Below are 21,978 nucleotides of genomic sequence, written 5' to 3' on the forward strand. Positions count from 1 at the left end.
CAAACTCCACTATTTATCGGAAAGTTTCTCACAGTTGTTTGTGTATTTTCCACATTTAGCGTCCGAGCGCGCTCAGCAGAATCGGTGCCAGGTTCGCCATGGCGTGACAGATGAATGCTCCGAAGAAATTGCCGCTGAAATCCATCGCCGCCGCTGCCGCAAACCCGATGAAGGCGGCGTACAGTCCCTGTACCGGATCGCCGTGCACTGCGCCGAACACGGCTGCCGAGATCAGCGCTGCCATACCGAATCCCATCTTCTGACGAAGACAGCGGAACAGGCGATCCCGGAAGACCAGCTCCTCCGCAAGTGGAACCAGGATGACTATGACCAGGATCTTTGCCGCCAGCGGTGCGTCCAACAGTGCTGCGCCTCTCGCATTCCAGCCGGAGGACAACGCCGCAAGCCCTGTCACCGCGAAGAGCTGATTCAGAATCTCCGCAAGGCTGAAACCGCCTCCGCCGCACATGATCATATCGTGCGGGGACATTTTCTCCCGGTCCTTCGGTCTACGGATCAAAAGGATCAGTGCCGTAAGGACCGCCGCTGATCCCGTCAGAATGATTCGCGGAACATCCTCCCCGCCGAAGAATGCGGAGGAGACGGTCTTTCCCGCAATCTCCGCGCCTTCCGTTATGATCTCAAATAAAACTACCGGCCATAACAGTCGGATCAGATATTTCATCCTGTCGTTCATCCGTCTACTCCATTCTTTTTACAGATATCCGCCAGCGGGCAAATGCCGCAGCGCGGTTTCGTTCTCGCCGTACAGACGGCTCTCCCGTGCTCGACCAGCCGGTGGCAGAACACATTGCTCTCCTCCGGCGGAATAATCTTCCACAGCGCCATCTCCACTTTTTTCGGCTCTTTCACATTTTCCACGAGGCCGATCCGGTTGGCAAGCCGGATGCAGTGGGTGTCGGTGACGATCGCCGGCTGTCCGAACACGTCTCCCATCACCAGATTCGCGCTCTTTCGTCCGACTCCCGGGAGCTTCAAAAGCTCTTCCATCCGATCCGGAACCTTTCCTCCGTATACGTCGCGAAGCATCCTCATGCATGCGCTGATATCCCTCGCTTTGGACCGTCCGAGTCCGCACGGGCGCACAATCTCCTCGATCGCGTCCACATCCGCTTCCGCCAGCGCATTCACATCCGGGAATTTTTCGTAGAGCTTCTGCACCACGACATTGACCCGCGCATCGGTACACTGCGCCGCAAGCCGGACACTCACCAGAAGTTTCCATGCATCATCATAGTCAAGCGTGCAGTCTGCATCCGGATATGCCGCTTTCAGCCGCTCGATCGCACCGAGTGCAAGCGTCTTCTTCTCCGTAAGATCCTCTGCGGTTGCTGTCCCGGTGGCCTTCTCTTTTTTCACCGTTTTCGCTTTCGTGTTCATTCGGGTATGATCGGTCATCGCTCTCTCCTTCCGCCGCGGAAGTCATCGCCGATCATACGGTGCCGGTTTACTCCGGATCCGGTGCATTCTTTTTATCCGGTTCGCCCGTCGTATCCCCCGCCGTATCGTTCTTCGATGACTCCTTCTTTCCGGTCGTCTTGCGCGGTTTGCGTATTTTCCTCTTTCGCTGCAGTTTCTTTGCCGGTTCGTTGGTTTTTTTGCTCACCGGCTCCTGCGGAACTTCCGCGTCCAGAGATGCCGCTTCCGGTGTTCCGTCCGCCGAATCTTCCGTCTTATTCTCTTCCGTCACATCTCCCGCATCCCCGGTATTCGCGCTTTCTGCGGTTTTCACAGCTTTCGCGGCTTTCGTTTCCGCCGCTTTTTTCATTTCCGCCGCGGTTTTCGCTTCCGCTGCGGTTTTCGCTTCCGCCGTAGTTTCTGCCGCTTTCTCCGGAGCAGTCTCCGAAGCGTTCACACCATTCTGCTCGCGTTCCTCTTCTTCGGCCGTCTCCTGCTTTACGCGGACATAGATGACCGTGAGGATCGCATTATGCGGGTTCTGCGCCGATCGGATCTCCAGAGAATCGAACTTCTCGATAAACGGGCGGAGTTTCGCACAGCCGTAGTTTCGGGGATCGAAGCCCGGCACTCGTTTCGGAAGATTGTCTCCGAGTTCCGACAGATCGACCCAGCCGTCGTCTCCGGCAAAATTGTCGATGATCGAGATGACTTCTTTCTCCATCTCGTCCAGATCCGGGATATTGCCCTTCTCCCCGTCTTCCGCGGACACGCCGTTCGTCAGAATCTCGTTCTCCGCTGCCTCAACCGCCTCAGATGCCTCGACCGTCTCGCCCGGAGTCTGACCTGCGGCAACCGTTTTCTGCGCGCGGTTCTTCTTCGCATTCTGCTTCTTCTTTGCCGTATTCTTTTTGGTCTCCTGACGATACAGGATATCGAGGAACTTAAATGTCTCACAGGCCGCAACCAGCGCCGGCGGTGTCTTCTGCTCACCCATGCCGACAACCGTCATGCCGGACTCGCGCAGCCGAAGCACCAGTTTCGTAAAATCGCTGTCGCTCGTCACAATGCAGAATCCATCGACATTTCCCGAATAAAGAATATCCATCGCGTCGATGATCAGCGCAGAGTCGGAGGCATTTTTCCCGTGGGTATAATTATATTGAAAAACCGGAGTGATGGCGTATTCCTGAAGATTCTTCATCCAGTTCTTGACGCTCGGAATCTGAAAATCGCCGTAAAGCCGCTTATAGGTCACGATGCCGTAGTTGCTGGCCTCATCCAGAATCAGCTTGATATACCGCGCGGAGACATTTTCCGCATCGATCAATACCGCGATTCTCTGTTCTCTTCTCTCATCAATGATCATGTTATCCGTCCTCTGATCCCTTTCCCGCCGCCCTTTTCCCGGTCCGGCCTTTCAGGGATTTCTTTTATGACTTTCGGTATCCCCTCCATCATAACAGATTGGCGGCCTCCTGTCACATATTCCGCCGGAGCGCCCCCTCTGACGATGATTCCTGCTGCCGCATTTGCTCTGCCGAAAATGATGCCGTCACAAAATGCCGTCTTTCATCACAGAAGGCGCAGCAAAAGCAAACGCCTCTGCTGCGCCATATCTCTTTGATTGTCTTAACTTGCATTTTCCGACAGCCGCGCCGCTGCCGTACTGCCCACGGTTAAGCCGCCGGGCCGGTTGCTCCGGTCGAAGAGGCTGCGCCGGACGGTCTGGACGAGCCGGCTGCGCCGGTCCATACGCCGTCAGCGTTGACAAAATTGTTGTCCGGCGTTCTGGTGTTGGTCAGCATATGGCCATCGCTCTTGTCCATGTAATACCACAGACCGGAGGTCGGTGACTGAATCCATCCCGTCTTCATATCGCCGTTGACCGGATCGAGATAGAACCAGAGACCGGAGTACGGAGACTGGAGCCATCCGGTTCTCATGTATCCGTTGGATCCGAAGAAATACCATTTGCCGTCGATCAGCTGCCAGTTGTTTGACGTCCAGCTTCCGTCAGCATTCCGATACCACCAGCCGGCGTTATCTCTTACCCAGGTCGCGTAATACGTCGGACCGCCGCTGCCATGATTCTTCTTGTTCACCGCTGCCTCCGAGCTGGAGACATAGTGGCTTCCGGACTTGCTCCACTTTCCGTGGGATGTTCCGCGCATGCCGCGAACCCAGAAGCGGTAGGATGTGCTCTCCGTCATATACGGTGCAAAGTCATACTCATCCGCGGTTTCTTCCACCGTCTTGATCAGCGTATCATTGCGGTAGAGACGGATCTCATACTCATCCGCGTCGGAAGACGCATCCCAGGTCGCCACCGTGCGGTTGCTGCTGTTATCGCTGTTGCTCTCCCACTTGAGACCGCTCACCTCCAGATCGAGATCACTTCCCTCGCTCTCATAAGACTGATCTTCCAGTGCCGCCATGGTAACCACGATCGTGGCGGATGCCTTCTCCTTGTTGGAAACCGTAATTCCCCTGACTTCGACACCGTTGATCGTGATATCGTCCTTGCTCAGCTTTTTCAGAGTGTAATCCTTATCCGTTCTGCGGATCTTGATCTCCACCTTCGGCTTGTCTTTTGCCTTCCAGTCGCCGGACGGCTTATTGGTCACTTTGATCGACTTGACCTCGATGAAATCCGGGTCCACATCTCCGTCCACCGCGATCTGGCTGTCAGCGTCCGCGCCCTTATCTCCTTCGGCGATCGAGCAGTCCAGATCAATGGTAATGCTTCCGACCTCTTCCAGATCATCATCGGTCTTGGCCAGCGATGTCATCGGCATTGCCGTCAGCATACAGGCAACAAGGAACGGAATTATCATTCCGGGAAACCATTTTTTCATCTATATTACCTCTCTGTTCTCTGCAAAGTTTTTTTCTGCTCCCGGACAGTATGTTTACCATCCGTATCCATTATAACGCACTTTATACAGAAACATCTTAAGAAATCACGAACAATTTCCCTACAAAACCGGACAGGCACCGTCCGTGTTCTTACAGTTTTCCGTCTCCGCGCTTCACTCCCCGTCTCTCGCCCGGTCCCTTGCCTCTTTCGTGAGATCCTTCACGACCTCACCGCCGATGATCAGGCCGACCACAGACGGGACAAATGCCGTCGACCCCGGGGCAATCTTCTTCACAGCCCGGTTCGGCTTTCCGTTCTCTTCCTTTTTCGGTTCGTTTTCCTGTTCGATTTCCTGATCTTTTTCGTCTTCACCGTCTACATCCGCCGGCATCCCCGGAATCGGAGTCAGCGGCTCTTCCCGGGAATACACGACCTTCAGTTTCCGGATTCCCCGTTTCTTCAGTTCCCGGCGCATCACGCGGGCAAGGGGATCAATGCTGGTCTCATAGATGTCCGCCACCTCAAATCCGGTCGGGTCCAGCTTATTGCCGGCTCCCATGCTGCTGATGACCGGCACGCCGCACCGCTCCGCCTCCATGATGATCGAAAGCTTCGCAGTCACGGTGTCGACGGCATCCACGACATAGGAATACTGTGAAAAATCAAATTCATCTTTGTTTTCCGGAAGATAAAACTTCTTATACGCATTGACTCTGCAGTCCGGATTGATCTCGAGAATCCTCTCTTTCATCACCGAAACCTTGTCTTTTCCGACCGTCCGGATCGTCGCATGAATCTGCCGGTTCAGATTGGACAGCGCAACCTCGTCGCTGTCGATCAGATCAATCGCGCCGACGCCGCAACGCGCGCAGGCCTCAGCGACAAAGGAACCGACACCGCCGACACCGAAAATTGCCACATGGGCCTTCTCCAAAAGGTCCATCGCCTCCCGTCCGAATAACAGTCCTGTTCTGGAAAACTGATCTTTCATGTCCTTCTCCCTTTTCTGCTGCTGTTTCTGTCCGTTCATTGTATCAGTTCTGTCCGCGAAGTCAAGAACGGCGCCATTTTTGAAAAATCTACTTTCTTTATTGGTTTTCTCTGTTTCTGCCCATCACATTGACAGGGGATTTTTTTCATTTTATGATAACAGTGTATAAAAATATATATTATTCCTCAATTTTGAGGACAATCGCAGTGTTTTTCACCGGCATTGCAACGGATACACCTGAAAGGGGGACTTAAAGCATGAATAATCTGAAAGCGTATGTCGCCGAATTCATCGGCACTCTGGTTCTGGTTGTCTTCGGTTGCGGAACCGCTGCAACCATCGGCACATCCTCGGAGGCCGGAACCGGCTATCTTCTGACCGCACTGGCATTCGGTCTTGTCATCGTCGCGATGGCATATTCCGTGGGAAATGTATCCGGCGGTCATGTAAACCCGGCAGTTTCACTGGCAATGACCGTCGCCGGCCGCATGGACATCGTTGATTTCGCCGGATATGTCGTCGCACAGTTTCTCGGTGCAACCGTCGGGGCCGGAATTCTCGTCGCCATCGTCGGCACCGATTCGGGCCTTGCGGCAAACAGCCTCTATAACGGAAGTTTTCTCGCATCTTTCCTGATCGAACTGATCCTGACGTTCGTCTTCGTCCTGACCGTTCTCGGCGTGACATCCCGGTCGGAGTTTTCCTCCGTTGCCGGCCTTGTCATCGGACTTTCCCTCACGCTCGTTCATATCTTCGGCATCGCATACACGGGCACTTCGGTGAACCCGGCCAGAAGCTTCGGCCCGGCGCTTTTTGCGGGCGGTGATGCGCTGAAAGCCCTGCCGTGTTTCCTGATCGCGCCTCTGCTCGGCGGCGCGCTGGCCGGTGTGTGCTGGCTGTTTCTGGATGACGAGCGCTGACCTCGGGGACAGTGCCGCACGATACCGTTTTTCTTCTATGAACACAATTCACCGTGGGACAATGCAAGGTGACTTTGACCGCTCAGCGGCGTGCGCGTTTACGCGGATCGGTCACATTACATGTCATAGGGGATTTCGGTGATTTTTCCACTGACATACAGAAGAGGGACAGGCGGAATCTTCCGGATTCCGCCTGTCCCCTTTTTATCTGGTTCTCCCGGCATTCTCCCGCCGGACACGCCTTAACGGAAGCAGCGCCGATCGGAGTCATACTCGAATCCGGCTCCCCGCATCATCGAGAGAAGTTCTTTCTTATTGACATTCTTTTCCGCACAGTAATCGTCCAGATCAATTCCGCCGTCCCGAAGCGCGGTATTGATCACCGACAGCGCGATAAAGGGATCCTTCGGCAGATTCATCGCTTTCCCTCCCTGCGGATCTTTTCCAGATACTCTTTTGTTCCGTTCTTGATAATGCCGACCACAACGTAATCCACGCCCTTGATCGCAATCTTTTCCCGCATCGTCTTTCCGAAAAACGGATGTTTCCGGTCATTGACCTTCACTTCGACACGATTCCGGGTCTCTGTGCTGGAAGCCGTCACATAATCGCCCAGTCCGATCCGGTACACCTTCTCTCTCTTCTCAATTGCCTTGTACCAGTGGCGCTGTTCCTCTTTTCCGTTCACCGTGCGAAATGCGGTATCGCCTTTGCGCTTCCAGCCGCCACGCTTTCCGGTTCTGTTCTCCTCTGTCATCCTGATCTCCTCCATATTCCGGCAGACCGTATCCGGATTTCCTGCCGGTTTCTTCCCGCATGAAAATCCCGCCTCTGCCATCCGCAGCAGACAGATCCATTCCGTCTCCGTTTCGTCTCTGCCTGTATGTTTCGCTCTTTTTCTTCGCAGAAACGTATCATATCATTTCATTCCGGTGTTGACAAATTGTATTTTTAGGCGTACAATCTTGTTGTAAGGTGAACGTGAGACAGCGATAGACAAATCGGTAGAAAACGTGGCGTGTGCTTCACCGGCTCGAGGATTTGTCTTATCAAAATCAGCACTATGTGATCGAATGACAATCATTTTAATTCGATTTCTGATCCGGTGAAAGTTCATCAAATAACAGAACAGGAGGTTACCCATGGAGGAACCGGGCAAGTAAAAGGGCCATCAATCTCTCTCACCGGATTGATGGTCCTTTTCCATTACCTGTTATGCTGTTTATCTGTCATACTGCTTTAGAATTCACTACCTGAGACAATTCTGCCCTTTCTGTCCTCATTTCCCCTGAGATAAGAACTCTGCCAGCCTTGCTCCGTCGGTTCTTATGAAATCATTTCACCACAGCCAGAACTTCCACCTCGCAGAGAGCCCCCTTCGGGATCTGCTTCACCGCAACGCAGGAGCGGGCCGGGTTGGATGTGAAATATTTTGCGTACACCTCATTGAACGCAGCAAAATCATTGATGTCCGCCAGATAGCAGGTTGTCTTTACGACATGCTCGAAATCAGAGCCGGCCGCCTCAAGGATCGCTCCGCAGTTCTTGCAGGACTGCTCCGCCTGCTCTTCAATCGTGGTTCCCTCGATATTTCCGGTCGCCGGATTGATCGGAATCTGACCGGATGCGTAGACGAACCCGTTTACGACCTTTGCCTGGGAATACGGGCCGATGGCTGCCGGTGCCTGTTCCGTCGCAACTGTTTTTACTTCTGCCATGATGAAACCTCCAAAATCTTTTCGAATTCTATTGTCCTATCATACTACAATTCGCGTTTAAAATCTTCTCTCTTCCGCAGAAACCGTCAGGACCGGTGTTTCCCATCCGACCGGCGAAACGGGCTATGACGTCTGACTGCATTTTAACAGCGCCAGCGTTCCCGTGCGGGCGATCTCCACGATAGACACCGTCTTCAGCGTATCGAGAAAGATCTGTACCCGCTCCGGCGTATCGCAGAGCTGAATCGTCATCTGATTCTTGGACAGATCCACGATATCCGCATGCATGATATCACAGTTTTCCATGATATCCTTCCGGTTGGTCCGGTTGTAATGAATCTTGACCAGCACCAGCTCCCGGCTGATGCTCTCCGACTCTTCAAAGGTCTTGACTTTGATGACATCCAGCTTCTTGTTCAGCTGCTTCTCGATCTGCTCCAGCGTCCGCTGATCTCCGCTGGACACAATCGTCATGTTCGATACCGTCTTATCCATGGTCTCGCCGACGGCAAGCGAATCGATGTTAAAGCACCGTCTCCAGAACAGACCGGCAACCTTGCACAGTACACCGGACCGGTTCTCTACCAAAACAGAATAAATTCTCTTCATCAGACCACCTCATTCGGATCGACGATACACTCCAGCAGCGCGGTATCCTCCGCGTTCAGGAACTCCTTTATCTTCTTCGGGATATCTTCATTCCGTTCCAGACGGACGTAGCGGATTCCGTATGCTTCCGCCAGCTTTTCGAGATTCGGCGTGTCATCCATGGTTGTCATCGCAAAACGGTCTTTATAGATGAAATGCTGATACTGACGCACCAGCCCGAGTACCTGGTTTCGCATAACGCAGATCTTCACCGGAACACGATACTGCCGGATCGTTGCCAGTTCCATCATGCTCATCTGAAACGCGCCGTCGCCACAGACCGCGACTACCTGCCGGTGCGGGTCCGCCATCTTCGCGCCAATCGCTGCCGGAATCGAATATCCCATGGTTCCCATACCGCCGGACGTCAGGAACCGTCCCTCTCTTGCAACATAGTTCTGGCAGGACCAGAGCTGATTCTGTCCGACATCCGCGACGTAGACCGCATTTTCCTTCATCTCCAGAGAGAGCGCGCGGACAAATGCGGACGGCGTAACGCTGTCGCAGTCTCTCGCCTTCACACCTCCCGCCAGTTTGGATACATCCAGACTTCTGCCTTCCCGGTGATAGCCGGTCAGCCTCTGAATCCACTCCGAATGGTCGGCGGTCACCGGTTCGCGCTCATTCAGTGCATCAAACACACTCTTCAGATCTCCGACCAGTGGAATCGACGGGCCGGCGTTTTTCCCGATCTCCGCCGGATCAACATCGATGTGGACCAGAATCTTGTCCTCGCTGATGATTTCCGGCCGCACCGAGCGGTCCGCCACCCGGGCGCCGACCATGATAACCATATCGGCCTCGTTCATGGCACGGTTGCTGTACTCCTGGCCATTGTTTCCGACCATGCCGAAAAACATCCAGTGGCTGGTCGGCATCACCCCGAGCCCCATCATCGTGCACACCGTCGGAATCCGGTTGTTCTCCGCAAAAGTCCGGACCGACTGCGCGGCACCCGCCAGATGAACGCCGCCGCCGATGCAAAGAATCGGCCGTTTTGCCTTCTCCAGACGCTCCATCAGACGCACAATCTGAAGACCGTTCCCCTTGACCGTCGGCTTATAAGTCCGGAGAGAAACCTCTTCCGGCCAGGTAACCCGGGAAACGTTCTGATTCTGAACATCAATCGGAATATCGATGAGGACCGGTCCTCTTCTTCCGGTCGATGCAATGAAAAACGCTTCTTTCACGACTCTCGGAATATCCGATGCTTTTCGAACAATATAGCTGAATTTGACAAATGACTCACAGGCACCGGAGATGTCCGCCTCCTGAAAGACATCGCTGCCGAGCAGTCGGCTGTCCACCTGTCCGGTGATCGCCACCAGCGGAATGCTGTCCGCAAATGCCGTGGCAATTCCGGTAATCAGATTGGTAGCTCCCGGTCCGCTGGTCACCGAGCAGACACCGACCTTTCCGGTAATTCTCGCATATCCGCTGGCTGCGTGCGCCGCATTCTGTTCCTCGCGAACCAGAATCGGATGGATCTCCGTTGACATCAGGCTGTCAAAAAACGGACAGATCGCAACGCCCGGATAGCCATATACATATTCCACGCCTTCTTTGATAAGCGCTTTCACCAATAACTCGGCACCGGTCATGACTACCTCCTGTCAATCAGTTTGAATCCCTTTTCCGTCAGTGTCTGACGAATCTCTTCAATCTGCTCAAAGTTTCTGGTCTCCATCTCCACCGTCAGATAACAGCCGTTGATTTCCATCGACTGCGCGGTGTTATTGTGATCCACCTTGGTGACGTTGGCGCCGGTCGACGCGATCGCCCTCGCAACCTCCACCAGCTGGCCCGGCTTATCCATCAGCTCGATGGTGAGCGTGCTCTTTCTTCCGGTCTTCACCAGTCCGCGGTTGATGACACGGGAAAGGATATTGACGTCAATGTTGCCGCCGGACACCACGCAGACCACCTTCTTGCCCTTGACGGGAATCTTATGGAAGAGAACCGCCGCCACCGAGACCGCACCGGCGCCCTCGGCCACAACCTTCTCTTTCTCCATGAGCGTCAGGATTGCCGCTGCCGTCTCCTCATCGGATACGGTCACCACATCATCAACATACCGGCTGACCATGTCATAGGTCACATCCCCCGGGCATTTGACCGCAATGCCGTCCGCAAACGTGTTCACGGAGTCGATTGCCTCGAGTTTCTTTTCATGGAACGCGCGGGCCATACTCGGCGCGCCCTCCGCCTGAACGCCGTATACCCTGCACTTCGGGTTCAGCATTTTCATCACATAAGCCACGCCGGAGATCAGTCCGCCGCCGCCGATCGGAACCACCACGGCATCCGCGTCCACCAGCTGCTCACAGATCTCGATGCCGATGGTTCCCTGTCCCGCGATTACATCCGGATCGTTGAACGGATGAATCATCACTGCGCCGGTGTCCTTCTGAAACTGCATGCATGCGGCATATGCGTCATCATAGACGCCGTCGATCATCCTGACCTCCGCGCCGTATCCTCTGGTCGCCTCCACCTTGGAGATCGGAGCGCCGGCCGGAAGGAAGATCGTGGACCCGGTTCCCGCCTTGGTCGCCGCGAGCGCCACGCCCTGTGCATGGTTTCCGGCAGAGCAGGCAACCACACCCCTGGCCTTTTCCTCATCCGTCAGCGTTGAAATCTTAAAGTATGCGCCGCGAATCTTGAACGATCCGGTGTTCTGAAGGTTTTCCGCCTTCAGATAGAGATCACAGTCCGTTTCGATGCGGACTGCATGAACCAGATCTGTCTTCTTGACCACCGGTTTCAATACATGTGCTGCCTGATATACTCTGTCGAGTGTAAGTTCCATGTCATCCTCCTCGAGCCGCTTCTTTCCGCGATCCTCCGTTTCCAATATACCACATAAGCCACGCGAGCGTTTACGCTCATGTGGCGACGGCATGACATAACAGTCGCGGAGCGGCTGTTATCCCACGTCTGCGCCGCTTTCCGGGCACCTGTTCGATACCGTTCGATACCGTTCGATACCGTTCGAAACTCTTCTGACCGTTTCATCCGGCATCACGGCAGCCGCTGTGGTTCATACAGGCATGAGCCCCCGGTCCCGCTGCCCGCATAATGCAAAGATGCGGCAGTTCATCACTGCCGCACCGATTATCATCTTTTGTCTGTTCCGGCTTTCGCAGTCCGGATCCGACACTGCAGTATCTCCGGCCGCCGGACCATCAACCGCCGGCGGACGATCAGTTATTTACGAGCTTATCGTTCTCATTGTTCCAGCTGTAAAGCTTGCGGATCTCCTCGCCGACAACTTCGGTCGGGTGCTGAGCTGCCTTTGCCTTCATGGCCTGGAAGTGAATCTTTCCGTTCTTCATATCTGTCATGAAGTTGGAGGCAAATGTACCGTCCTGGATATCGGAAAGGATCTTCTTCATCGCCTTCTTGGTATCCTCGGTAACGATCTTCGGTCCGGTTACATAATCACCGAACTCTGCGGTGTTGGAGATGGAGTATCTCATGCCCGCAAAACCGGACTGGTAAATGAGGTCGACGATCAGCTTCATCTCGTGCACGCACTCGAAGTAAGCATTTCTCGGATCATATCCTGCCTCAACCAGCGTCTCGAAACCTGCCTGCATCAATGCGCAGACACCGCCGCAGAGAACTGCCTGCTCACCGAAGAGGTCTGTCTCGGTCTCGGTCTTGAAGGTGGTCTCCAGAAGTCCTGCACGTGCGCCGCCGATTCCTGCGCCGTATGCCAGCGCGTAATCCAGCGCGTGGCCTGTCGCATCCTGCTCAACCGCAACCAGGCACGGTGTTCCTTTTCCTGCCTGATACTCGGAACGAACGGTGTGGCCCGGCGCCTTCGGAGCGATCATCGTCACATCGACATCCTTCGGCGGAACGATCAGCTTGTAATTGATGTTGAATCCATGAGCGAACATCAGCATATCACCGGCCTTCAGGTTCGGAGCAACGTCCTTGTAGTACATATCTGCCTGAAGCTCGTCGTTGATGAGGATCATGATAATGTCAGACTGTTTTACTGCCTCTGCAGTCGGTAAAACGGTAAGGCCCTGCGCTTCTGCCTTTGCCTTGGACTTGGAACCCTCGTAAAGGCCGACAACAACGTCACAGCCGGATTCCTTCAGGTTCAGTGCATGTGCGTGACCCTGAGATCCATAACCGATAACGCAGATCTTCTTTCCCTGAAGATAAGAGAGATCACAATCCTTCTCGTAAAACATTCTTGGTTCTGCCATTTTCATTTCCTCCTGATTCTTTGTGTTGAAATAAATTCATAATTCGCAGATGATTTTGTTGAATTTTATTCATCTTCGAAATTATCGTCATTATATACCTGTGTGTTTCAAAACGCAAGGATAAAGTGAAAAATATTTTATACCTTTTTCCGGCTGACCGGTTTACAGCTCATCCGGTTCCTCTTTCGTAATCTCCACTTTGCGCACATCGTACAGTTTTTCCAGCTGCGCGATCACCTGTGTCTTCATGTACTCGTCCCCGGTCGATTCGATGACAAGCCGGGTCACTCCCGGCACCTCTGTCGGACCGGCATGAATGGTCTCGATATTGTAACAGCGCTTGGAGTACAGTCCCGTGATCCGGTTCAATACGCCAAAACGATTGTTTAACAGCATTTCTACCGTAAATCTGCTCATTTCTTCCGTCACTTCCTGTCTGTCGTTGTATGTGTCCCTGTCCGGTCGGTCATTGACTTAATCCCGCAGAATGATATCCTTCACCGAGCGTCCCGGCGGAATCATCGGAAATACCTTCTCATCCTTGTCGATCAGGCAGTCAATGATATACGCGCCCGTCGGATCCTTTTCCGTCTCCTGCAGAACCGCATCCAGCTCATCCATGCTGGATGCGCGGAAGCCGCGAAGCCCGTACGCCTCCGCCAGCTTCACAAAATCCGTCTTCCGGTTCAGCGTCGTCTGCGAATAGCGCTGGCCGTAGAAGATTCCCTGCCACTGGCGAACCATGCCCAGCACTCCGTTATGGAGAATCACAACGGTGATCGGGAGTTCCTGACTCACCACCGTACAGAGTTCGTTGCAGTTCATGGCAAAACTTCCCTCCGAGGTGAAGAGAATGGTTCTCTCTCTCCGGTTCGCAATACAGCCGCCGATCGCGGCGCCGAGTCCGTATCCCATGGTTCCGAGTCCGCCGGATGTCAGAAGGGTTCTCGGCTTTTCGAAGTCATAGTACTGGCAGGTCCAGATTTGGTGCTGCCCGACATCCGTCGCGACCACCGTGCTGTCCTTCGCCGTCTTCCGGACTGTCTCAATGATGTTTTTCGGGATGAATTCCCCCGTTCTCGGCGGTTCCGAAGCCGGCACCTTCTTGTATTCTTCGATCTGCCGCATCCACGACGGATGACTCTGCTGCGGAATATCCAGCAGAAGATCCGCCATGATCTCTTTGACATTTCCCTGAACCCGAAGATTCGGGCTGACATTCTTTCCAAGCTCCGACTTGTCGATATCGATATGGATTACCGTCTTTTTCTTCGCATACTCACTGATATCTCCGGTCGCCCGGTCCGAAAAACGGACACCGACGGCAATCTCCAGATCACAGTCGGTCTGGGCCTTATTCGCCGTGTAGCTTCCATGCATTCCGGTCATGCCGAGGTTCAGCGGATAGCGATCCGGAACAGCGGTTCTCCCCATCATGCTGAGACCGACCGGCGCGTTGAGACGCTTGGACAGTTCCAGCAGCTCCGCTTCCGCTTCCGCGGAAATAACGCCGCCGCCGCAATAGATGAACGGACGCTTGCAGTTCCAGATTGCTTCCAGAATCTCCTGTCTGCGGTATTCCAGCACCGGTTTTACGGCCCGGGCCGGGAGCACCGCATCGCCGTACTCCAGCTCTGCGATCTGCACATTCTTCGGGATATCAATCAGCACCGGGCCTTTCCGGCCGCTGTTCGCGAGCCGGAACGCCTCTTTGATCGTCTGCTCCAGCTCCGTGATGTCACGGACCATAAAGTTATGCTTTACCACCGGCTGTGTGATGCCGACGATATCGACTTCCTGAAAGCTGTCACGGCCAAGGGCAGACACCGCAACATTTCCGGTAATTGCCACCAGAGGCACGGAATCCAGATTCGCGTTTGCGATTCCGGTCACAAGATTCGTCGCTCCCGGTCCGCTTGTCGCGATTACAACCCCGACTTTGCCGGATGCTCTGGCATATCCGTCCGCAGCGTGACAGGCGCCCTGCTCATGAGCCGTGATGACATGGTCAATGCGGTCGGCACACTTATATAATTCATCGTAAATATCCAATACTGCGCCGCCCGGGTATCCGAACACGGTACTCACGCCCTGATGTATCAGTTCTTCGATCAGGATTCTGGCTCCTTTTAATTTCATTCTGTCTCACGCCGTTCCTTTCTTTCCAGGATTTAGTTTGTATTATTACATACGGTTATCGCAAAGTCAATGAATATCTTTTATGTTTATCTTGAACGCCATTCATCTAATATATAACTTATTTGTATATTTTAATGTTTCTTATATGAATCATAATTTTATCTGTATATTCCCGGAGAAGCGCTTCTTCGATCTCATCCTTTCCCTATTCTGTGCGGTTTCCTTCCCATCCTTCCATCCTTTCACCCGCCACGTTCAGCCCTTTTCGGTGTTGAATAATTTGAATGATACACTATAATAGTTCTAAACACATTTTATTCATTTTCGGTCATCATCTCGCATCATCTGGAGGGATATCATGAATCATCTGCTGAATAACCTCATTGTCTACAATCATTTAAAGAAAGATCCGGTTCTCTCCGCCTTTGCCGGAATCTGCCGCCTGGTTGAATCCGACGGGCTCGATGAGATGCCGTCTCCGGCAGAGAGTGAAGAACTCCGCACGCTTGCATTTGACAGCATCCACCGCATTATGGAGGTGGCAACGCAGTACGGCTTCGAGGAGAATCTCTGGGCGACCTACGTTACCTACCAGCTGATGATGGACGAGAATCCATTTGCCCTGGTCCATGAAAAGCAGTCTCTTCAGAAGGGTTCCGCCTCGGAATTCGCGCTCCGGGACTGCCGTTTCCTGATGGACCTTCTTCACTATGATTTTAGTCGGCTCGAGGAGGCACTCTCCACCGAATGCTTCTCCGTTCTCACAAAATACCGGACAATCCGCAAACACGAGCGGATGTATTTCGGCAACATCAGCCATGTGGTCAATGATCTCACGCGAAAACTGTCGGAAGCAGACACCCCCGAGTCATTTCTGGACGCCCTGTCCGTCTTTTATCAGGAGTACGGCGTCGGCATGTTCGGACTCAACAAAGCCTTCCGGATCCGGGAAAACGCGGACGGAACACCGGAGCTGATCCCGATCAGCAATCTGGAAAATGTCAACTACGACGATCTGGTGGGCTACGAACTCCAGAAAGAGCAGGTAAGCGCCAACACCCTGGCCTTCCTCGAAGGAAAAGCGTCCAATAACACGCTTCTGTACGGAGACGCCGGCACCGGAAAATCCACCACGGTAAAGGCGACACTGAATGAATTCTTCCCGAAGGGACTCCGCCTCATCGAGATCTACAAGCATCAGTTTAAGGATCTCTCCTACGTCATTTCCCGCATCAAGACGAGGAATTACAAATTTATCATTTATATGGATGATCTCTCCTTTGAGGATTTCGAGATCGAATATAAATATCTGAAGGCAGTCATAGAGGGCGGCTTTGAGACGCGGCCGGACAACATTCTGATCTATGCCACCTCCAACCGCCGCCACCTGATCCGTGAGACCGTTTCGGACCGCAATGATATGGGCCGTGATCAGGACGTTCACCACTCCGATACGCTGGAGGAGAAGCTGTCCCTGGTGGATCGCTTCGGTCTGAATGTGCTCTACACCAAGCCTTCCTTCGACGAATATCATGAGATCGTCCGCCGGCTTGCCGAAAAGCACGGAATCACCATGGCAGAAGCGGATCTCATCGCCAAAGCCAACGCATGGTCGGTGAAAAAGGGCGGGCACACCGGCCGAATCGCCCAGCAGTTTATCAATTCACTCAACCCGAAGCTGTGAAACCGGGTGAGACACGAAGAGGAACACATCCGCTGAACGGATATGTTCCTCTTCTATTATATATGTCCTATACGTCTATTCTTCTTTTGCGATGCGAACATCGATGTTCATGGCTCGAAGCTCATTCACCATCTGGGTATCCGCCATCTCATCGGTGATCAGGAAATCCAGATCATTCAAGCCGCAGATCCGGTTCAGCGCCGTCACGCCGAATTTCGCATGGTCAGCCAGTCCGACCACCTTCTTCGCCTGACGGATAAAGAGCCGGCGCAGATTGGCTTCTTCCATATGATAATCGCAGATGCCGCTGTCAAACGAAAGGCCTCCGATCGCGATAAAGGCCTTGTCGACATAAAAGTTGCGCATCATTGCCTCCGCGTCACCGCCTGAGGTGGACAGCCCGGAACTTCCGTTCCGGATCTCCCCTCCGATCAGAAACACACGGGTATCCCTCTCGCTCATCAGCTCTTCCGCCGCCTGAACGGAGTTGGTAAACACCTTCAGATTGCGCACACCTTTCAGATTCCGGGCCACTTCCAGTGCTGTCGTGCCGACATCCAGAATAATTGCATCCCCATCCTCCACAAGTTCCGCGGCCAAACGGCCGATCGCCTGCTTTTCCCGGTAATTGCGGCCTGCGCTCCGCGCGGTATCCTTTTCTTCTCCGTAAAGACTCTTCAACGCCGCTCCGCCGTAGACTCTCGAAACATATCCCTTGGCTTCGAGCGCTTCCAGATCCCGCCGGATCGTCTCCATCGAAACCTGAAACAATTCTTTCAATTCCAGTGATTTCACTGTGTGATCCTGCTGCAGCATTTTCAGGATCTTCTCCTGCCTCTTGTTTTTCATCGCATGTTCACCGATTCTTTTCAAAATAATATGTAGGTATCTAACGATATGCAACAATTATTCCGTAAATTCCATACAATTAAGTTTATCACAGGTCATTTTGCAAGTAAACATATCATTCCCCGGAAGTCTCAAAAGTCCTGCCGCTTTGTTCCCCGTCTGCTGTCGTTACCAGAATCCGGATATTTCCCGGTCTCCCGGGCTCATTTTCATCTCATCCTCTTAAATTACAACATCTTGGAATACTGCAAATGCATTACCGCCTGTTAAATTTGCACAATGGCGTTTTCCATAAATAGCATTATGCATAAATTTCCTTCCTGTTTCTGTTCACTTTTGCCATTTAAAAATTAAAAAAATCTAAACAGTGACAGAATTGTGTCTTCTTTTCTTCAGAGACAATTCAGATTTATCGGCGTTTTGTGAATGGACAAGAAGCCCCGGTTTGAATTATAGTGTTTTCTTGTGCGAGCATAGTTATTTCTATGTCAATCACAAAAAAGGGAGAAGAAACATGATGCATACCACATTTTATAACTGGATCACGCTGATCCGGTGGACAGGAAAGATCGAATTCTGGATTACCCTGATTCTCGGTCTCGTCTACGCGTACCAGGTATGGTACATTGTCAGCGGCCTGATCGGCCTCTGGAAAGAAAAGAAAGAAGGAAAACGCGAGGAGGTTCCGCTGCATCGCTTTGCAGCCGTCATCTCCGCAAGAAACGAATCCGCGGTCATCGGACAGCTGATTGCGAGTCTGAAACAGCAGCGTTATCCGCAGGAACTCTTCGACATCTATGTCATCGCCGACAACTGCACCGATGATACGGCAGAAGTTTCCAGAAAAGCCGGTGCCAAAGTATTCGAGCGTTTTGACCACGTCCTGATCGGTAAAGGATACGCTCTGGACTGGTTCTTCCATCAGCTCCATCAGCAGGGAATGGACAATGAATACGAAGGTTTCATGGTATTCGATGCCGATAACATTGTGGATCCGAACTTCGTTCCGGAAATGAACCGGACATACTCCACCGGACACTACGATGCAATCACCAGCTACCGCAACTCCAAGAATTTTGATTCCAACTGGATCTCCGCAGGCTACTCTCTGTGGTATCTTCGCGAGTCCCGTTTCCTGAATTATCCACGCCAGCTGCAGAAAACAAACTGCGCGATCTCCGGCACCGGTTTCCTGGTTTCCAGCGAGATCATCCGTGAGAACCACGGCTGGCCGTTCCACCTGCTCACGGAGGACATTCAGTTCTCCGCAGACTGCGCTTCCCGCGGCCGCCGCATCGGCTACTGCGACAAGGCGATGGTTTACGATGAGCAGCCGACCAGCTTCAAGCAGTCCTGGAATCAGAGACTTCGCTGGTCCAAGGGCTTCTATCAGGTTGACGCACATTACACCGGCTCTCTTCTTCGCGCGATCTTCCGCGGCGGACGTGAGGGATTCTCCGCTTACGATATCTTCGTAACCGTAGCTCCGGCCATGTTGCTCACGATCTCTCTGATCATCCTGAACCTGTTCCTGTTCGGCATCTGTCTGGCAGCGCCGCTCTGGGTACAGAGAAGTGTTCTCCACATCATCACCGGCGATCTCTTCGATCTGATCGTGCGCTATTACTTTGGTATGATCATCGTCGGTGCGCTCACACTTTACACGGAGCGCAAAAAGATTAACGCTTCCATTCCGGCCATGATTTACGGACTTGTCACTTTCCCGCTGTTCATGATGACCTACTTCCCGATCGCGCTCTGCGCCCTCGTGCAGAAGGTAGAATGGACACCGATCGCACACCACGCGGTAAAGAGCAGCCGTATGCCGGTCTGAGATAGATTTTCAACTTTTATAAGCATCACACACTAAGAAGGACCTGAGATGAACGCTCGCTCATCTCAGGTCCTTCTGCTATATTCTGTAATATCTCACCTCCGCCCGGTCAGCTCATCCAGCGTTTTTCCATAAGCCGGCAGAAACTCTTCCGTAAAATCCTTCACTTCCGGAAGTTCCGCCGCCAGCGCATGGACTGCCTTCTCCGTCGTGTCCCGCGCGGTCATAAACTCCGTATTGCCCGCCTGCTCTTCCGACATACACTTGATCAGCGCAGACAGTTTATCCGCCGCCTTCACCAGCCTCCGCAGATACTGCTCATTCTTCTCCGCTTCCGGATCATTTCTCCCCGGTCCCTGAAAGATCTCACGAAAATCCTCTCTCAGATCCTCCGGCAGAAGACTCAGGAGCCGTGTCTCCGCCGCGTCCTCAATCTTCTTGTATGCTTCACGGATCTCATCGTTATAATACTTGACCGGAGTCGGAAGATCGCCGGTGATGATCTCCGCCGCATCATGGTACATCCCGATCACCGCTGCGCGGTCACAATCCAGTTTTCTCCCGTAACGCCGGTTTCCGATCACGCAGAGGGCATGTGCAATCATGCCGACTTCCAGAGAATGCTCGCTCAGAGATTCCTCTCTGGAATTGCGCATGAGCGCCCAACGGTCAATGTATTTCATTCTGGATACAGTTGCAAAAAAACCGGTATCGATCTCCGGATGGTTCATACTTTCTGTCCTCGCTTCATCTTTCTTCTTCTGTTAACGGTCTCTCTGTGTTTTTGGAATGTTTGCACCGGAAAACAAGTCACTGCTCCGAGAAATCGGTATCCAGCACAATCTGCGCCGTGTATCCCGGATACTGTGTCTCCACCAGTTCATTCAGTCTCCGGTGAAGTCCCGCCCGGTCTTTCTCGTTAAAGCTGACCACCGTGTCAAAGCGTATGGTTTTGTTGGTCTCGCTCAGATAAAAGCCATGCATCTGGCGGATATTCGGAATCTCCATCACCTTATGCCGCAGTTCCCGCTCCACCTCCGCAGCGCGGTCATTCTTCGTGTTGACGGAATACACACCCACCGCCGTCAGAACGACTTTGTGTTCGGTATACACCTTGTACTGAATACTGCGGATGAGTTCGTCGAGTTCATTGGCCGTGCAGGTATCCGGCACTTCAATGTGAACGGAACCGTTAAAGGTATCCGGACCATAGTTGTTCAGCACCAGATCATATGCCCCGATTACCTGCGGAAAACTCTTCACGGTATTCTTGATCACGGATGCCAGTTCCGGATCCACGCTCTCTCCGAGAATCTGGGACAATGTCTCCTTCAGCATTTCGATACCGGCCTTGATGATCACCAGTGAGATCAGGGCTCCGAGCCATGCCTCCAGCGAAATCCCCGTCAGAATATAGACCAGGGCCGCCGCCAGCGTGGAGGCTGAGATCACGGAGTCCATCATGGCGTCCTGACCGGAATTGATCAGCGAGTGGGAGTTGACTTTTTCTCCTGTCGCCTTCACATAACGGCCGAGAACAATCTTTACCAGAACGCCGGCAGCGATGATTACCAGCGATACCGTGCTGTATTCCGGAGTTTCTGGAAGCAGAATCGCCTTCACGGATTCCTCCAACGACTTCAGACCGGCGTAGAGCACGATCACGGCAATGATCATCGCCGTCAGATATTCGATTCTTCCGTATCCAAACGGATGCTTTTTATCCGGTTCCCGACCGGCAAGTTTGGTGCCGACGATGGTGATCAGCGAAGAGCCTGCGTCACTGATATTGTTTACCGCATCCATCACGATTGCAATGGAGTTGGAGAACAGGCCGACGGACGCCTTAAATGCCGCAAGACCAACATTAGCCAGAATCCCGATAATGCTCGTCCGGATGATAATCCGGTCGCGGGAATGGACGGCTTCCGCGCCCTCCATCATTTCTTTTGCTTCTTTAATTGATCCCATACTGTTTCCTTTCCGTAGTCGAAGGTATTCGCGATCCGCTTCGCCGACTGCTCATGTAAGAAGTTGACACTCCACACGACTAAAGTCGTGGGATTCTTGTTTCGACGACCACTACGTTGCTGCTAGAGCTTTAGTTTTACACGGTCTCCACAAGCGTAAATTCCCGTATGCCCTACGGTACTGTTTATATTTTAGGCTATTGATAGCCCTTTATTTAGTATGTTTATGCTTGCGTTAGTGTCCCTATCATGCTTTGTATGGCACTGAGGGCACTCCCAACTACGTATAGCCAGATTCTTAATGAGTGGATTTTTATATCCGCAACAGCTACAGGTTTGACTGCTTGGATACATAGTAGGTACACGCACAATTTCGCTACCATACCACACAGCTTTATATTCAAGCATCGTAAAGAATTTACTCCATGAAGCACTTGCTATAGATTTAGCAAGTTTATGGTTACGTATCATTCCCTTAATATTAAGGTCTTCTATGCAGATAGTTTGGTTTTCGCTAACAAGCATAGTTGATTGTTTTTGAAGGAAATCATTACGCTGATTGGTTATCTTCTCATGAACTTTAGCTACACGGATACGTTGTTTATTACGGTTGTTAGAACCTTTTTGCTTACGTGACAATCTGCGCTGTTCACGAATGAGTTTGTGCATAGACTTTTCAAGGTATTTAGGATTATTTACAACATTACCATTACTGTCAGAGTA

21 protein-coding genes are annotated in these 21,978 nt (G+C 52.6%); 3 read left to right on the forward strand and 18 right to left on the reverse strand.

What is annotated here, in order from left to right:
• Positions 1-55 precede the first annotated feature (55 nt).
• From BR86_RS14965 to BR86_RS0101865, 5 genes are all read right to left on the reverse strand, one after another.
• A complete protein-coding gene (locus tag BR86_RS14965) occupies positions 56-697 on the reverse strand; it encodes a CPBP family intramembrane glutamic endopeptidase (protein ID WP_031471309.1) in 642 nt (213 codons plus the stop codon).
• Positions 694-1,419, reverse strand: coding sequence for an endonuclease III domain-containing protein (locus BR86_RS0101845; RefSeq protein WP_242841542.1), 726 nt, complete (start codon positions 1,417-1,419; stop codon positions 694-696). Before BR86_RS0101845 ends, BR86_RS14965 begins: the two co-directional genes overlap by 4 nt.
• Before the next feature lie 49 nt (positions 1,420-1,468).
• Positions 1,469-2,788 (reverse strand): NYN domain-containing protein, encoded by a 1,320-nt coding sequence (locus BR86_RS0101850; protein ID WP_075034391.1) that lies wholly within the window; start codon positions 2,786-2,788, stop codon positions 1,469-1,471.
• Positions 2,789-3,098: 310 nt separating this feature from the next.
• Positions 3,099-4,277, reverse strand: coding sequence for an N-acetylmuramoyl-L-alanine amidase family protein (locus BR86_RS0101860; RefSeq protein WP_031471312.1), 1,179 nt, complete (start codon positions 4,275-4,277; stop codon positions 3,099-3,101).
• A gap of 174 nt (positions 4,278-4,451) precedes the next feature.
• Positions 4,452-5,270: a tRNA threonylcarbamoyladenosine dehydratase gene (locus BR86_RS0101865; protein ID WP_031471313.1), complete on the reverse strand. Its 819-nt coding sequence runs from the start codon at positions 5,268-5,270 to the stop codon at positions 4,452-4,454.
• A gap of 257 nt (positions 5,271-5,527) precedes the next feature.
• Between BR86_RS0101865 and BR86_RS0101870 the strand changes: the two genes are divergently transcribed.
• On the forward strand, positions 5,528-6,190 hold the full coding sequence (locus BR86_RS0101870) for an aquaporin (RefSeq protein ID WP_330372074.1): 663 nt from the start codon (positions 5,528-5,530) through the stop codon (positions 6,188-6,190).
• Between the two features lie 242 nt (positions 6,191-6,432).
• On the opposite strand, the gene BR86_RS15490 is transcribed toward BR86_RS0101870, so the two are convergent.
• The 9 genes from BR86_RS15490 to ilvB (BR86_RS0101915) form a co-directional block, all read right to left on the reverse strand.
• On the reverse strand, positions 6,433-6,609 hold the full coding sequence (locus BR86_RS15490; RefSeq protein WP_075034392.1) for a DUF4250 domain-containing protein: 177 nt from the start codon (positions 6,607-6,609) through the stop codon (positions 6,433-6,435).
• Entirely contained in the window at positions 6,606-6,947 is a 342-nt protein-coding gene (locus BR86_RS0101880) for a hypothetical protein (protein ID WP_143099290.1), read from the reverse strand. Before BR86_RS0101880 ends, BR86_RS15490 begins: the two co-directional genes overlap by 4 nt.
• 577 nt (positions 6,948-7,524) lie before the next feature.
• Entirely contained in the window at positions 7,525-7,908 is a 384-nt protein-coding gene (locus tag BR86_RS0101885) for a RidA family protein (RefSeq protein WP_031471316.1), read from the reverse strand.
• A 123-nt stretch (positions 7,909-8,031) separates the two neighbouring features.
• Positions 8,032-8,517, reverse strand: coding sequence for an acetolactate synthase small subunit (gene ilvN, locus BR86_RS0101890; protein ID WP_031471317.1), 486 nt, complete (start codon positions 8,515-8,517; stop codon positions 8,032-8,034).
• Entirely contained in the window at positions 8,517-10,157 is a 1,641-nt protein-coding gene (ilvB, locus tag BR86_RS0101895; protein ID WP_031471318.1) for a biosynthetic-type acetolactate synthase large subunit, read from the reverse strand. Before ilvB (BR86_RS0101895) ends, ilvN (BR86_RS0101890) begins: the two co-directional genes overlap by 1 nt.
• 2 nt (positions 10,158-10,159) lie before the next feature.
• The gene (ilvA, locus tag BR86_RS0101900) at positions 10,160-11,365 is read right to left on the reverse strand and encodes a threonine ammonia-lyase (protein WP_031471319.1); all 1,206 of its coding nucleotides are present in this window, start codon (positions 11,363-11,365) and stop codon (positions 10,160-10,162) included.
• 394 nt (positions 11,366-11,759) lie between these two features.
• The gene (gene ilvC / locus BR86_RS0101905; RefSeq protein ID WP_031471320.1) at positions 11,760-12,779 is read right to left on the reverse strand and encodes a ketol-acid reductoisomerase; all 1,020 of its coding nucleotides are present in this window, start codon (positions 12,777-12,779) and stop codon (positions 11,760-11,762) included.
• Between the two features lie 162 nt (positions 12,780-12,941).
• Entirely contained in the window at positions 12,942-13,196 is a 255-nt protein-coding gene (ilvN, locus tag BR86_RS0101910; RefSeq protein ID WP_031471321.1) for an acetolactate synthase small subunit, read from the reverse strand.
• A gap of 57 nt (positions 13,197-13,253) precedes the next feature.
• A complete protein-coding gene (ilvB, locus tag BR86_RS0101915; RefSeq protein WP_031471322.1) occupies positions 13,254-14,918 on the reverse strand; it encodes a biosynthetic-type acetolactate synthase large subunit in 1,665 nt (554 codons plus the stop codon).
• A 358-nt stretch (positions 14,919-15,276) separates the two neighbouring features.
• Here ilvB (BR86_RS0101915) and BR86_RS0101920 point away from each other — a divergent pair, with 358 nt between their 5' ends.
• Positions 15,277-16,602, forward strand: a complete 1,326-nt coding sequence (locus BR86_RS0101920) for an ATP-binding protein (protein WP_031471323.1) — start codon at positions 15,277-15,279, stop codon at positions 16,600-16,602.
• 75 nt (positions 16,603-16,677) lie between these two features.
• Here BR86_RS0101920 and BR86_RS0101925 read toward each other — a convergent pair whose 3' ends face one another.
• Positions 16,678-17,451, reverse strand: a complete 774-nt coding sequence (locus BR86_RS0101925; RefSeq protein WP_031471324.1) for a DeoR/GlpR family DNA-binding transcription regulator — start codon at positions 17,449-17,451, stop codon at positions 16,678-16,680.
• A gap of 514 nt (positions 17,452-17,965) precedes the next feature.
• Between BR86_RS0101925 and BR86_RS0101930 the strand changes: the two genes are divergently transcribed.
• Complete coding sequence (locus tag BR86_RS0101930) at positions 17,966-19,285, forward strand: glycosyltransferase family 2 protein (RefSeq protein ID WP_242841543.1); 1,320 nt, start codon at positions 17,966-17,968, stop codon at positions 19,283-19,285.
• Positions 19,286-19,380: 95 nt separating this feature from the next.
• On the opposite strand, the gene yfbR is transcribed toward BR86_RS0101930, so the two are convergent.
• The 3 genes from yfbR to BR86_RS15495 form a co-directional block, all read right to left on the reverse strand.
• Entirely contained in the window at positions 19,381-20,016 is a 636-nt protein-coding gene (gene yfbR, locus BR86_RS0101935; protein ID WP_031471326.1) for a 5'-deoxynucleotidase, read from the reverse strand.
• A 79-nt stretch (positions 20,017-20,095) separates the two neighbouring features.
• Positions 20,096-21,256 (reverse strand): cation diffusion facilitator family transporter, encoded by a 1,161-nt coding sequence (locus BR86_RS0101940; protein WP_031471327.1) that lies wholly within the window; start codon positions 21,254-21,256, stop codon positions 20,096-20,098.
• Positions 21,257-21,447: 191 nt separating this feature from the next.
• Positions 21,448-21,978, reverse strand: a 531-nt coding sequence (locus tag BR86_RS15495; protein ID WP_031471330.1) for an RNA-guided endonuclease TnpB family protein, incomplete at its 5' end; no start/stop codon positions are given.

Origin of the sequence: [Clostridium] aminophilum DSM 10710 (assembly GCF_000711825.1) — a bacterium.
GTDB lineage: Bacteria > Bacillota > Clostridia > Lachnospirales > Lachnospiraceae > Clostridium_R > Clostridium_R aminophilum.

Excerpts from the sequence above, each read along its gene's own strand:
- BR86_RS14965 (WP_031471309.1), bottom strand. The coding sequence starts at position 697 with ATGAACGACAGGATGAAATATCTGATCCGACTGTTATGGCCGGTAGTT.
- BR86_RS0101845 (WP_242841542.1), bottom strand. The coding sequence starts at position 1,419 with ATGACCGATCATACCCGAATGAACACGAAAGCGAAAACGGTGAAAAAA.
- BR86_RS0101850 (WP_075034391.1), bottom strand. The coding sequence starts at position 2,788 with ATGATCATTGATGAGAGAAGAGAACAGAGAATCGCGGTATTGATCGAT.
- BR86_RS0101860 (WP_031471312.1), bottom strand. The coding sequence starts at position 4,277 with ATGAAAAAATGGTTTCCCGGAATGATAATTCCGTTCCTTGTTGCCTGT.
- BR86_RS0101865 (WP_031471313.1), bottom strand. The coding sequence starts at position 5,270 with ATGAAAGATCAGTTTTCCAGAACAGGACTGTTATTCGGACGGGAGGCG.
- BR86_RS0101870 (WP_330372074.1), top strand. The coding sequence starts at position 5,528 with ATGAATAATCTGAAAGCGTATGTCGCCGAATTCATCGGCACTCTGGTT.
- BR86_RS15490 (WP_075034392.1), bottom strand. The coding sequence starts at position 6,609 with ATGAATCTGCCGAAGGATCCCTTTATCGCGCTGTCGGTGATCAATACC.
- BR86_RS0101880 (WP_143099290.1), bottom strand. The coding sequence starts at position 6,947 with ATGACAGAGGAGAACAGAACCGGAAAGCGTGGCGGCTGGAAGCGCAAA.
- BR86_RS0101885 (WP_031471316.1), bottom strand. The coding sequence starts at position 7,908 with ATGGCAGAAGTAAAAACAGTTGCGACGGAACAGGCACCGGCAGCCATC.
- ilvN (WP_031471317.1), bottom strand. The coding sequence starts at position 8,517 with ATGAAGAGAATTTATTCTGTTTTGGTAGAGAACCGGTCCGGTGTACTG.
- ilvB (WP_031471318.1), bottom strand. The coding sequence starts at position 10,157 with ATGACCGGTGCCGAGTTATTGGTGAAAGCGCTTATCAAAGAAGGCGTG.
- ilvA (WP_031471319.1), bottom strand. The coding sequence starts at position 11,365 with ATGGAACTTACACTCGACAGAGTATATCAGGCAGCACATGTATTGAAA.
- ilvC (WP_031471320.1), bottom strand. The coding sequence starts at position 12,779 with ATGGCAGAACCAAGAATGTTTTACGAGAAGGATTGTGATCTCTCTTAT.
- ilvN (WP_031471321.1), bottom strand. The coding sequence starts at position 13,196 with ATGAGCAGATTTACGGTAGAAATGCTGTTAAACAATCGTTTTGGCGTA.
- ilvB (WP_031471322.1), bottom strand. The coding sequence starts at position 14,918 with ATGAAATTAAAAGGAGCCAGAATCCTGATCGAAGAACTGATACATCAG.
- BR86_RS0101920 (WP_031471323.1), top strand. The coding sequence starts at position 15,277 with ATGAATCATCTGCTGAATAACCTCATTGTCTACAATCATTTAAAGAAA.
- BR86_RS0101925 (WP_031471324.1), bottom strand. The coding sequence starts at position 17,451 with ATGAAAAACAAGAGGCAGGAGAAGATCCTGAAAATGCTGCAGCAGGAT.
- BR86_RS0101930 (WP_242841543.1), top strand. The coding sequence starts at position 17,966 with ATGATGCATACCACATTTTATAACTGGATCACGCTGATCCGGTGGACA.
- yfbR (WP_031471326.1), bottom strand. The coding sequence starts at position 20,016 with ATGAACCATCCGGAGATCGATACCGGTTTTTTTGCAACTGTATCCAGA.
- BR86_RS0101940 (WP_031471327.1), bottom strand. The coding sequence starts at position 21,256 with ATGGGATCAATTAAAGAAGCAAAAGAAATGATGGAGGGCGCGGAAGCC.